Annotated in this window: 9 protein-coding genes; 5 read left to right on the plus strand and 4 right to left on the minus strand. The window is 68.0% G+C overall.

Annotated elements, in window-relative coordinates; all coding sequences use genetic code 11:
* Positions 1–128 precede the first annotated feature (128 nt).
* Entirely contained in the window at positions 129–2,159 is a 2,031-nt protein-coding gene (locus VZL07_RS15035; RefSeq protein WP_426756224.1) for a putative metal-binding motif-containing protein, read from the plus strand.
* Positions 2,160–2,162: 3 nt separating this feature from the next.
* On the opposite strand, the gene VZL07_RS15040 is transcribed toward VZL07_RS15035, so the two are convergent.
* Positions 2,163–3,464, minus strand: a complete 1,302-nt coding sequence (locus VZL07_RS15040; RefSeq protein ID WP_426756225.1) for a chloride channel protein — start codon at positions 3,462–3,464, stop codon at positions 2,163–2,165.
* Between the two features lie 219 nt (positions 3,465–3,683).
* On the opposite strand from VZL07_RS15040, the gene VZL07_RS15045 reads away from it, so the two are divergent.
* Positions 3,684–4,739, plus strand: coding sequence for an SGNH/GDSL hydrolase family protein (locus VZL07_RS15045; RefSeq protein WP_426756226.1), 1,056 nt, complete (start codon positions 3,684–3,686; stop codon positions 4,737–4,739).
* A 100-nt stretch (positions 4,740–4,839) separates the two neighbouring features.
* On the opposite strand, the gene VZL07_RS15050 is transcribed toward VZL07_RS15045, so the two are convergent.
* Positions 4,840–5,763, minus strand: a complete 924-nt coding sequence (locus VZL07_RS15050; protein ID WP_426756227.1) for a hypothetical protein — start codon at positions 5,761–5,763, stop codon at positions 4,840–4,842.
* Positions 5,764–5,903: 140 nt separating this feature from the next.
* On the opposite strand from VZL07_RS15050, the gene VZL07_RS15055 reads away from it, so the two are divergent.
* Positions 5,904–6,491: a hypothetical protein gene (locus VZL07_RS15055; RefSeq protein WP_426756228.1), complete on the plus strand. Its 588-nt coding sequence runs from the start codon at positions 5,904–5,906 to the stop codon at positions 6,489–6,491.
* A complete protein-coding gene (gene lnt, locus VZL07_RS15060; protein ID WP_426756229.1) occupies positions 6,488–8,101 on the plus strand; it encodes an apolipoprotein N-acyltransferase in 1,614 nt (537 codons plus the stop codon). The genes VZL07_RS15055 and lnt overlap by 4 nt, the downstream gene beginning before the upstream one ends.
* Before the next feature lie 62 nt (positions 8,102–8,163).
* Here lnt and VZL07_RS15065 read toward each other — a convergent pair whose 3' ends face one another.
* Positions 8,164–9,867, minus strand: coding sequence for a GmrSD restriction endonuclease domain-containing protein (locus VZL07_RS15065; protein WP_426756230.1), 1,704 nt, complete (start codon positions 9,865–9,867; stop codon positions 8,164–8,166).
* A 105-nt stretch (positions 9,868–9,972) separates the two neighbouring features.
* Positions 9,973–11,496 (minus strand): GMC oxidoreductase, encoded by a 1,524-nt coding sequence (locus VZL07_RS15070; protein ID WP_426756231.1) that lies wholly within the window; start codon positions 11,494–11,496, stop codon positions 9,973–9,975.
* Between the two features lie 151 nt (positions 11,497–11,647).
* On the opposite strand from VZL07_RS15070, the gene VZL07_RS15075 reads away from it, so the two are divergent.
* Positions 11,648–12,538, plus strand: coding sequence for an alpha/beta hydrolase (locus tag VZL07_RS15075; protein ID WP_426756232.1), 891 nt, complete (start codon positions 11,648–11,650; stop codon positions 12,536–12,538).

Genomic DNA, 12,538 nt, shown 5'->3' on the forward strand with positions numbered 1-12,538 from the left:
CAGGGCACGTGAGGTGTGCCTTTCGTTCATTGCGGCTGTGATTTGTCCATGGCCTTTCACTTCAGCGGACTCCAGGGTGAGTTCGCTTCTGAGCAGGTCGGGACTGGGGCTGGGTTACAGTGGCCCCCATGCGTCAATCCGCCATCCTGCTCCTGCCCCTGCTGCTCCTGGCCTGCAAGAAGGACTCGGAAGAGCCTGATTTGAGGGAGGCAGCGGTCCATGTCCGGATTGGCCACCACGAGAAGTTCAGCTTGGGCTGCATCACCGTGGAGGCCAATGGCGGTACGGAGGAGACCGTGCTCGCAGAGTTCAAGGAATCTGCCCAGTTCAACCCCGAGGACCCTGTGTTGAACGTCGTCGTCTTCCGCAAGGCGGACTGGACGCGAGACGTCCGAATCACGGTCAAGGTCTTTGAAAAGGGCTGCACCGCAGCGCAGTTGGTCGAGGAGCGGACGCAGACCTTCAGTCTCGCCGACCCCGGCTGGAAGAAGTGGCACCTGGAAGATCTGGACACCGTTGATGCAGATGGCGATGGGTTCATTGCACGGGGAGGGCCCACGAACCGGGGGACTGACTGCGATGACGGTGCAGGAGACGTTCATCCCGAGGCGCTCGAACTCTGTAACGGCCGGGATGACAACTGCGATGGACAGGTGGAGCAGGGGGCGCTGACGAGGACCTGGTACCTGGACCAGGACCAGGATGGCTACGGACGCAACGGCCCTGGCGTGGAAGCCTGTGACCCGCCCAGCCAACTGCATATCGAGGTTTCAGGCGACTGTGACGACGAGCGCGCCGAGGCCTATCCGCATGCCCAGGAGCTGTGCAACGGCAAGGACGACAACTGCGATGATGAAGAGGACGAGCCGTTCAAGGAGGGGCCGCAGGCGCTGAACACGCCCTGCACGGAGGCTTGCGGCGGGATGTATGCCTGCAATGCGGCGCAGAACGGAACGGAGTGCATCGGCGATCCGCGAACGCAGTATTACGCGGACGTGGACGGAGATGGCGAGGGCATGAAGGGCGGCACGCCGGTCGCAGAGTTGTGTGAGGGAGAGACGCCGCCGTCGAACTCAGTGGCGAACGTGCGGGACTGCGATGACAACGACAGCGCCGCGAATACCCTGGCAACGGAGGTTTGCGACGGCCTCGATAACGACTGTGATGACGAGGTCGATGAGCTGATGTCCTGTGGCCAGTTGAGGGCGCTCACCGATGAGCCAGCGCTGGCTGGACGCCAGTGGAGGGCGGTGGCTGTGGGGCCCACTGGCTATCCTGTGTGGGTGGCGGGAATGGATGGCGCGCTCGCGGTGAAGGTGGATGCCGAGTCGAAGTTCGCGAGTCACGACTCGAATACAACCAGCGGGTGCCGCCCGACAAACCCTCCAGGCCTTACGCCTGACTGGCACGCGGCATGGGTCAACCCTGGCAACGGGTTTGCCACCCTGGCAGGCGAGGACGGCTGGCTCGCCGAGCACAATGGTGGCTCCTGCGGCGGTATCCAGCCGATCAATTTGTCTGGTAACGATGACTACTTCTCGGGTGTCGTCGGGGTGGGAAATCCGCCACAGATATTCGCGGTCTCCACCCTGGGGCATCTGTACGAGTGGACAGCCAATCCCCTGCGCCATGAATCGGCTGGACGATACTGGGGGCTTCATGCGCTCGGTCAGGACACGCTGTATGCGGTGGGCTCGACGGGCAAGTCGACACCGCTGACCCCGGCGGTGAATCTCTATACGCGCTCGAATTGGAGCACCCCAACGACTCAGAATCTCCTGGACCTATCGGGCTACAACGGTGGCTTGCGTGCGGTATGGGCAGCGAATCCGAACCTCATCTACGCCGTGGGGGATGGCGGCCTGGTGATGAAGGGGAGCGGCCAGGCATTAGACTGGGGGCGAGTACAGGCGCATGAGGGAGACTTGGTCGGCTACGTCAGTGTGACTGGGGCGCCCGGTTCGAACAATGCCTACATCGTTGGCAATGACGCCACAGGAGGACGGCTTCATCGGCTCACTCCGCATGGCTGGGCAAAGGCTCCGGTTTTCACGCCGGGCGCTCCGAATGTGCAACTTCGAGATATCGCCATGACCTCGGCGGGAGACTTCTGGATCGTCGGCGACGACGGCCACGTCTACCACTTCCCGGAGCCGTAGCCCTCAGCCCCCGTCCCGCCCTCCAGGTCCGGAGGGCGGGGCTCGGTCCTCACGGACCAAGTCCCGCAGGGCCACGATTTTCTCCAGCAGCGGGCCGCCATGTTTCAGCCGGGCAATCCGCTGTGACGGATAGATGCCCCGGTGCCCGGTGAGCAGGTACGCCACCGTGGCGACAATCGCCACGTGGGGCAGCACATTTGCCCCCACCAGCTCCACGGCCATGATGGACAGCGCCAGCGGCGTGTTCGCCGCCGCCGCGAACAGGGCCGCCATGCCCACCGCCGCGCCCAGGTCCAGCGGCAGGTCCAGCAGCCGCGCCAGCACGTTGCCCAGGGACGCGCCGATGAAGAACAGCGGCGTCACCTCTCCGCCCAGGAAGCCCGCGGCCAGCGTCACCGCGGTGAACGCGAGCTTCCATGCGAACGCCGACACGGGCAGCGCCGGGTCCTCGAAGGCCCGCAGGATGCCGGGCACCCCCAGCCCCAGGTAGTCGTCCGTTCCGGCCAGCAGCCACAGCACCAGCACCGCCACGCCGCCCAGCGCCATCCGCACCGGGAGCACCGGGACGCGCTGCTCCAGCAGCTTCTTCAGCCGGTGCATCAGCTCCATGAACACCACCGCCACCACGGCCACCGCCACCGCGAACACCAGCCACTTCCCCAGGACGCCCGCGGTCAGCGGCAGCGGCGCTGGCGCGGGGTACGGCGTGTGGTGGATGCCCAGGCCTCGCGTCACCAGGTCGCCCACCACCGAGGCCACCAGCGCGGGCAGCAGCGCCTCGTAGCCCATGCGCCCGACGACGACGACCTCCAGCCCGAACACCGCGCCCGCCACCGGCGTGCCGAACACCGAGCCGAATCCCCCCGCGATGCCCGCCGCCAGCAGCTCGCGACGCGTGTCCGGCCCCACCCGGAGGCGCCGCGCCACCAGGTCCGCGAGGCTGCCGCCCATCTGCACCGCCGTGCCCTCGCGGCCCGCGCTGCCGCCGAACAGGTGCGTCAGCACCGTCCCCACCAGCACCATGGGCGCCATGCGCACCGGCACCTGCGCGTCGCTCGCGTGCACCGTGTCCAGCACCAGGTTGTTGCCCCCGCGAATGGGCCCGCCCCACTTCCCGTACACCGCGCCCAGCGCCAGCCCCGCCACCGGCAACGCGTACACGAGCCACCGGTGCCCTTCGCGCAAGTGTGTGGCCTCCTCCAGCAGGTACAGGAACACCGCGGACGCCACACCGCACACGATGCCCACCAGTCCCCCCAGGAGCAGCCACTGCATCAGCGCTCTCGTGCCACGGGAAAGATTCACGTGAAACACTCCGGGCCTGGGTGAAACATGATGAAACACCGCGTCAAAGACTCACCACGCATCATTCTTACGACACTGCTTCAAAGAGGGGGGAGGTCATTGCAACACCAGTCTTTCTGACTTAGTGCGTTATTCTTGTTTCGGGGTGATTTGCCAATCGACGCCATGTAGCCTGCGCTCCCCCAACAACCCCCCAGCGGGAATCCAAAGGAGCGGGGCATGTCTTTCCGTCACAGCGGGATGTCCGTCGTTGCCATGTGCGCGGCCTTCACGGTCGGTGGTAGCGCGATGGCGAGCACCCTCAACCAGAACACGTCGTGGACCATCGACCAGCCGTCGACGTCGACGAAGTATCGCGTGGTGGCTTACGGCGACTCCATCTACGCCGGCTACAACGGTACCGTCTTCTTCTGGAACGTGGCCCGCCGCGCGGCGCCGGTGGTGCAGGGCGAGGACCTGGCGCGGAAGTGGAACGCGGACGTGGAGGTCATCCGCCGCACCAAGTCCGGCGCGAAGGCGGACGACATCTACAACAACAAGATTGTCTCCGAGCGCTCGTACATGCAGGCGGCCAACACCCGCGTCGTCATGTTCGAGATGTGTGGCAACGACTACCTCCAGGCGCGCAGCGCCTTCTCGGACCAGACGGGCACCTGTAACTACAGCGTCCTGGAGAACGCCCTGGCGACCTGCACCACGTACATGGAGCGGGCGATGCAGGCCATCAACCAGTACGCGCCCGCCACCGCGACGAAGATCATCTCCAACATCTACTACCCGGGCTTCGATGCGGACAACGCGAACACCCGGTGCACGGACTCCGCCACGGGCCGTGTCGTGAACAAGCGGGACCGCTTCCTGCCGCTGCTGGCGCGCAGCAACTGGCGCGCGTGCAACCTGGCGGCGCGCTACGGCTTCAAGTGCGCGGACTCGTTCGCGGAGTACATGGCCGCGGATTATGACTCCAACGGCGATGGCCAGGTGGACTCCGCCGCCATCCGCTACATCCCGGGTGAGTCCGAGGCGGCGTACGTCCAGCGCATCTCCGTCACGCTGCGCTCCACGCTGCGCGACGCCAACACGCACTTCGTCAACGCGAGCACCAGCTACGACTACATCCAGTCGGACAACGTCCACCCGACCTACACCGGTGGCACCATGTCCAGCTCTGGCAGCGGCCCGCTCCCCTACACCGGCGAGAACCCGAACTGGAACCGGACTGGCCACGACCGCATGGGCTGGGAGAGCGCGAAGTTCAACCCCGCTCAGCCGTAGCGATGTCCGAGTCCGCGCCACGGGCGTGAGCGCGGTGCCTGGGCCTCCGGTTGCCTTCGGGAACCGGGGGCCCTGTCGTTTCCAGCGCCTGGCGCGCACGTCACATCATGAAGCGCGCGCCGATCAACGCGAGGATGCCCACGTAGTAGACGAGCCGGCACAGCCACTCCGCCGCACGCCTCACGCCGCGCGCCCAGGCTGGCAGAAGCCACGCAGCCAGGAGCGACGCGCCCTCCGCGACGACGCGCCAGAAGCAGGCGAAGAGCAGCAGGAGCAATGAGACTGGCGCGTAGTACCGGCCGAACGAGCGCAGGTAGGCGTCCAGTCCGTACATCTTGTACTCACCCAGCGCGCTCCCAAACGAGATGACCTGGTTCGAGTAGAAGAGGATGGCCGTGGGCACGAGCGGGAAGAACACGAACTTCCCCAGCAGGTGGTACCAGCGCCGGCGCCACAGGGCATGGCGCGCCTGGGCGTAGCGAACCAGCGTATGGGCTTGCGCGGCGCCTGGTGCTCCATGCTGGCCCAGCGCATTCAGCAGGGGCACCGCGTCCTCCACCTCCAGCGCGTGGCTGAAAGCGCGGCCGGACCGCATCCGCAGCGCCAGGCCAGGGCCCGGGAGCGGCAGCCGCCAGGGGCGCACCGCGGCCACGGCCTCGAAGGGAATCTCCATCCGGGCGCCGCCGCGCAGGGTCAGGGTCCACTGGTGGGTGTCCACGTCCACGGTGGCCCGGCGGCTGCGGCGGAGCGCGGAGATGAACGCGAGCGGTAGAACGACTCGCAGCCCCAGCCCGATGGCGATGGGCACGGGCTGCTGCATGCTTTGTGTCCCTTCGAAGATGTCCGTCCAGAGCTGCGCGGCGAAGTGGAGCAGGGCTCCCAGCACGGCGAGCTGCGTCACCACCGCGAGCCCTCGCAGCCCGGGTGTCCAGGCGTACACGACGAAGCGAGCGGGCTCGGGCGTGGTGGCGGTCGGTGGCGTGCCGCCGGGGGCATCGGTGACGAGCAGGGATGAAGAGCTCATGAGGGTGAGCGGAAGGCGCTGTGTTTGCCTCGGGGGGAGTGGCTCCGTAGCATACGCAGCCCGGAGGTCTTCGCGCGAACATGAGGCCGCAGTCCCCTGAACCGGAACGTCGCGTTGACAGCGATGGTGTCACGCACGTCATGCCCGCTCGCACGGGCAAAGGCCTGGGTGTGTGGCTCGTGGGTGGCGCGTGTGTCTTCACGCTTGCGTGCATTGGCTTGAGTGTCTGGTGGGGCTCGACCGGCATCGAGGTGGAAGCGCCGCCGCCGCTGGCGGAGGCACCGTTGCCGAATCCGCCTCCGACGCCCGTGGCGCGTGCCCGCGCGCCTCGGCCGCCTCCCGTCGTGGCCCCAGCACCACAGCCTGTCGCCGAGCCCGTGCCCGAGCTGGCCACCGACACCGAGGTCCAGGAGCCCGACATGGAATCCCAGGCGACGGGCATCCAGCTCTTCCAGCCTGGGACGAAGCCCATCAAGCGAGGCCTCGTCGTCCCCGACGACTTCGAGCTGCCGCCTGGGTACGTGCGCCATTTTCAGTACACGGACTCGGGCGAGCTCGTGGCGGCCGTGCTGATGTTCCATCCCGACCACCAGCCCACGGATGCGAATGGGCAGCCGGTTCCCATGCCTCCTGACAGGCTGGTGCCCGAGGAGCTGGCTCCGCCGGGAATGCCCATCCAGCGGCTGGAGCTGCCCGAGGGCGCGGAGCGCGCGGCGTCCTCGCAATGATTGAGGTGCCGGTGCAGGGGGACCGCGGCTGGCACCTGGGAACGGCGCTGCTGGGGGTCGTGGGAACCACGGTCCTGTTCGCGCTGTTCGCCCGGCTGGAGGCGCGCTGGGTAGCGCTCGGCTGGGTGGCGATGGTGCCCTGGCTCGCGGCTCTGGACCGGGCCCGCTCCGCGCGCGAGGCCCTGGGGCTGGGCGCGCTGCTCAGCGTGACGTTCACCGCGGCTGTCTTTCATTGGTTTCCGGGCGCGCTCCAGGCGTACTCGCAGGCGCCCACGGTGGTCGGTTGGGCGCTGTTCCTGCTGGTAGCGCCGGTGCTCCAGCTCCAGTTCCCCGCCGCCGCGCTGGCCCGGTACGCCGCGCGGCGCGTGGCGCGGGACGGGCAGGGGTGGCTGCCGCCGCTGGTGGGGACGCTTGCGTACGTGGGCGTGGAGGGAATCACGCCGAAGCTCTTCGCGGACACGCTGGGGCATGGGCTCTATGCATCCGAATCGATGCGGCAGGGCGCGGACGTGGCGGGCGCCCCGGGCCTCACGCTGGTGTTGCTGCTGGGCAATGAGCTTGTGCTCGCCGCGGTGAGTGCTTGGAGGCGCCGTGGGGCACGGCACGCGCGGGAGCACGTGTGTGCGCTGGGGATGCTGGTTTTCGCGTTGTCGTCGTATGGCTCCGCGCGGCATGCACAGGCGCGCGCGGCGATACGGGCCGACGGTGGGCTGGTGGTGGGCGCGGTGCAGGCGAACATCACCCGCTACGAGAAGTTGAAGGCGGAGATGGGGGCTTACGAGGTCGTGCGGATGGTGCTCGACACGCATTACGCGATGTCGGACGCGCTGCTGCGTGACGGGCGGCTGGACCTGTTGGTGTGGCCGGAGACGGTGTACCCCACGCCCTTTGGGACCCCCCGCAGCGAGACGGGCGCGAAGCTGGACGCGGAGATCGCCGGTTATGTCTCCGAGCGCGGCGTGCCGCTCGTGTTCGGTACCTATGACCTGGAGGGCGAGCGCGAATTCAACGCGGCCGTGTTCCTGGGCCCGTCGTCACCTGGGGGCCCGCTCGAACGCGCCGCGTACCGCAAGACGATGCTCTTCCCGCTGACGGAGTGGGTGCCGGACCTCATCGATACACCCACGCTTCGCGAGTGGCTGCCGTGGACGGGCCGCTGGAAGCGAGGGCCCGGCCCCCAGGCCGTGAGCCTCAAGCTGCGCGACGGGCGGCAGCTCCGGGTGGCGCCGCTCATCTGCTACGAGACCATCTTCCCCGAATACGTCGCACAGGGCGTGCGGCAGGGCGCGGAGCTGCTGCTCACGCTGTCCAATGACTCCTGGTTCTCCGGCACCCCCGCGCCCCGGTTGCACCTGATGCACGCGGCCTTCCGCAGCATCGAGACGCGGCGGCCCCAGGTCCGGGTGACGAACTCGGGCGTGTCCGCGCTCATCGACACGACGGGCGCGGTGGTGACGGAAGTGGACGACAACCAGCGTGCCGGTGTCACCCTGCGCGTGCCAGAGACGGTCCCGATGCCGACGCTCGCCCTGGCATGGGGCGACTGGCTGAGCCCCCTGGCGCTGGTGTCCGCCGTGGGGCTGCTCGGGGGGACGGCGCTGCGGCGGTGAGGGGCAGGGCGCTGAAGCACGGCGGAGGCCGCCCTCGGCGGCGGCCTTCCGCTGAACGTGGGTCAGGCCGCGACGTCCTGGCGCACGCTCGTGAGGCCCACGATGGGGCCCAGCCGCTCCAGCAGGAGCGCCTTCCGGGTCTCGATGAACCGCTCGTAGTTCTCGAGCTTCCACAGCTCGGGGTCCGCCGGGATGAGGTGGAGCGCGAAGTACGCCGCGGGCTTGTCCCTCAACCAGAGCACGGGCGCGATGTCGCTCTTGCCGCCCGCGCCGTTCTCCTCGGCGGTGAGGAGCATGCAGTTGGCGAGCTGGTTCCGCTCCGCCTCGCGATAGCGCATCAAGTCCCGTCGGCCCGTGCGGGGATTCTCCACCTTGGCCCGCTTGAGGAGGCTCTGCGGGAAGATGTGGTCCACCTGCGGCAGGTTGTTCTCGTACGCCGGCGTGTAGTTGAAGCCGCGGTACCAGAGGTTGAAGAGCAGGTGGATGCTGTCGGAGCCGTAGCCCATGGTCCACAGCCGCTCGGGCGCAATCTCCGGGCTGCGGTTCTTCTCGCGCATCACGCCGAACAGCGCGTCGGTGTTGAAGTCCCGCGACCGGTCGATTTCCGCCACCAGCGCGTCAATCATCTGGTCGGGGGTGCCGCTGAACGCGCCGCCCAGGAGGGAGCGCAGCAGGAAGGCATCGACGTTCTTCGCCGCCCGGAAGGCGTCCTTGTAGCGGAAGCGCGCGTAGATGAGCGGGATGAGGGCCAGATAGGAGGGGATGGCCTTGTCACACCGGATGAACGTCTTGCCCCGGACGAAGTCGAGCACATCGAGCATCGCGCCGGTGATGTCATCCCAGTGCTTCGCGATGTTCTCGCGCACGTCCGGCTTGCGGAACTTGTCGACCTCGTACCTCGCGCCCTGCCCGAGCAACGTCAGGCACGTCTTCAAGACGAAGTCGCGTGTGAACTTGAAGCCGTGCCGGTTGAGCTGCTCCAGCACGTCCTCCATCTGTGCATCCGCTTCGTCCCAGCTCGCGTTGAGCAGGGAGAACAGGAGGTCGGACTTGCCCAGCCGCGTGCCGCCGGAGTTGGCGCGGATGAAGATTTCGACGACATCTTCCTCGGTGTACAGGTCGGCGTTCTCCGTGCTGTCGAGCTCCTGGTAGGCGATGCCGTCGTCGGAGTGGAAGGACTTGAAGACCAGGGCGACGTGCTCGGAGACGCGGTCCTCCTCCTCGGGCGTGAGCGCGCGGCCCGCGCTCCGGATGATGTGCTGCGCGACGCTCAGGGACGTCTTCGTGCTGTAGACGAGGTCCTTGAACTTCACCCAGGGGAACGCGGAGTCCTGGGCGTGGCGGAACTCGAACCGGTACTTCACGTCATCCGGCGCGGCGAGCTGGCCGCTCAGGATGTCCAGGTACAGCTCCCGGCCCTCGTAGCTGCCCTTCAAGCCGATGAAGAGGCTCTGCAGGCGCTGCTGGCCATCCAGCACCAGGCACTTCTTCTTGTCGTCCTCGGGCACGTAGAACTTGCTGAGTTCGTGGCTGTAGGACGTCCGGTAGTTGTCGATGAAGCGCCGGCGGCGGATGGTGCTGCGCGTCTTCCACACGAGCAGCGTGCTGATGGGGTACTCGCGGAGGATGGAGTCGAAGAGCCGGCATATCTGCTCCTCGCTCCACACGAAGGGGCGCTGGATGTTGGGGAGCCAGAAGCCGCCGTCTTCCTCGGGGTTGTTGAGGAACGAGACAATCTTCCGCAACGAGTGCTTGGGTGCCTTCATCGGGCTTCACCTTCCGTCGGGCAGGAGTGGGCTTCCTGCTGGCGTACAGAAGGCTGGGCCCCCGGGACATACCACCCCGGAGGGATGGCACTCGGGGCGCGGGCGCTACAGCCGCCCGGCCTTGAGCTCCGCCACGATGTGCGCGCTGGCGCGCACGGCGAGGGCCATCATCGTCAGCGTGGGGTTCTGCGGGCCCTGTGACGGGAAGCAGGCACCGTCGTTGACGAAGAGGTTGGGCACGTCCCAGCTCTGGTTGTGGGGATTGAGCACCGACGTCTTCGGGTCCGTCCCCATCCTCGCCGTACCCACCTCGTGGATGGCCATGCCCGGCGTGGACAGCGTGCCGTTCACCTTCTCCACGGTGAAGCCCGCCGCCTCCATCATCTCCTTGCAGGCGGCCACCGCGTCCTCGGCCATCTTCAGCTCGTTGGCCGAGTGCCGGCACTCGATGTGCGCGGCCGGGATACCCCAGCGGTCCTTCACCGTGGGGCTGAGCGTCACGCGGTTCTCCGGACGTGGCACCATCTCCCCGAAGGGCACGAAGTGGCAGTTGTCGCCGAAGGTGAACACCTGCACGCCATAGCCCCTCGCGAAGTCCTTCTCCTTCGTGGTCACGTTACGGAACTGGGGAATGTACGCCCAGCTCTGCTCCGGCCGCTGCGCCTCCGGAGGCAGGTTCATCTTCGCCTCGATGCCCAGCAGGTACGTGTGGTCCATCAGGTTGCGGCCCAGCTGCCCCGACGAGTTCGCCAGCCCCTCCGGGAACGCGCTGCTGCGCGAGTGCAGCAGCAACCGCGTGGTCTCGATGGTACCCGCCGCCAGCACCACCACCCGCGCGTGGGCCTCGTACGACTTGCCCGACTTCGCGTCGAGGTAGTGCACACCCGTGGCGCGTCCCGTGGCCGCGTCGTACAGCACCTGGTCCACCACCGCGTTCGTGCGCAGCGTGAGGCGGCCCGTCTTCATCGCGGCGGGCATGGTGATGGGCGCGCCGGCCGTGCGGCGGACGATGACGCGGCGGTCGGGCCAGCGGCGCTCCACGTGCTCCTTCAGCCGCTGCTCCGCGGGCGTCATGGAGATGGCCCCCGCGAAGATGGAGTCGGGCAGCGTGTCCAGCCCGTCCGCGTTGCCGTGGATGCCCATCCACCGCTCCACCGTCTCGTAGTGCGGCGCCAGCTCCGCCAGCGTCAGCGGCCAATCCGGGCCCTGGCCGTCCAGCGAGCCCGCTTTGAAGTTGAAGTCCGACAGCCGGTAGAACTGGCGCCCGTGCGCCTTCACCGACGTGCGTCCGCCCACCTGCCGCGCGCGAATCCACGTGAAGGGCTGGTCCTCCGGCGTGGTGTAGGGATTGTCGACGTCATCGACGAAGGCGTGGGGGTGGAAGGGCCACGCGAAGGTGGTGCTCTGCACGGCCTGGCGCACCTTGCGCTGGTCGTCCGTCTCCGCCAGGTAGCCGAAGCACTGCCGCAGGCGGTGGAGCATCCACAGCATGCGGTCCGCGCCCATGCCTCGGCCCGCTTCGAGCACCAGCACGCGCAAGCCCGCTTCCGTCAGCTGCTTGGCCGTCCAGCCACCACAAGCGCCACCGCCCACCACCACCACGTCGAACGTCTTACCGGATGTACCCACAGCTTCCCTGGCGCGACAGTGCCTCCTTCGATGGCACTGTGAGTTGTCGACCCCGAGTGTAAGCTGGGCGGTACATGGCGGAGCAACGTGGGTCCCGTCTGCACGCCTGGGGTTCAAACACCCCAGCTCCGTTCGAGGAGGTTCAACGGACATGAGGTGGCGTTGGCTGCTGGGTGGCGCGCTCGCGCTGGGGCTCCTCGCCGCGCTGGCGGTGTTCGGCAGGGCGCTGCGTCATTCGGAGGCCTACTTCCACTATCCGCGTCCTCAGGCCGTACGGCCCGCGGACCTCGCAGAGGCGAAGGACGTGTCCCTGCGGGCGGAGGACGGGCTGACGCTGCGCGGGTGGTACGTGCCCTCCCGGAATCGCGCCGCCGTGGTGCTGGCGCACGGGCTGTCCCAGACGCGCGTGGACCTGCTGCCCGAGGCGCGCATCCTGCGGGACGCGGGCTATGGCGTGCTGCTCTTCGACCTGCGCGCCCACGGTGAGAGCGAGGGCGAGTTCTCCACCTGGGGCGACCTGGAGCGCAGGGACATGCGAGCCGCGCTGGCCTTCGTCCGGTCCCAGCCGGACGTGGACCCGGAGCGGGTGGGGGCGCTCGGCTTCTCGATTGGCTCCGCCGCCGTGGCCGAGGTGGCGGCGCAGGACCCCGCCGTGCGCGCGGTGGTGCTGCTCTCCCCGTTCAACACGCTGTGGCTGGCGGCCGCGTATGACTTCCGCCGCTTCGGCGTCGTGTCACAGTCCGGGGCGCTGGTGCCCTTCTGGCGGCGCGGCATCGCCCTGGAGGAGGTGCGCACCATCGACGCGGTGGAGCGCATCCGTCCCCGGCCGCTGCTCATCGTCATGGGCACGGAGGAGTCCGGACAGCCGCTGGCCGACGAGCTCTTCGCCAAGGTGCGCGAGTATGCCCAGACGTGGCGCATCCAGGGCGCGGGCCACGGCAACTTCATCGCCACCGAGCCGGAAGCGTACCCCCGCCGGCTGAGGGCCTTCCTGGACGCCGCGCTGCTCCCGACGGCGAGCGTCACCTCGGACGCGCGCTGA

The organism is Pseudomyxococcus flavus (assembly GCF_050038885.1).
GTDB lineage: Bacteria > Myxococcota > Myxococcia > Myxococcales > Myxococcaceae > Myxococcus > Myxococcus flavus.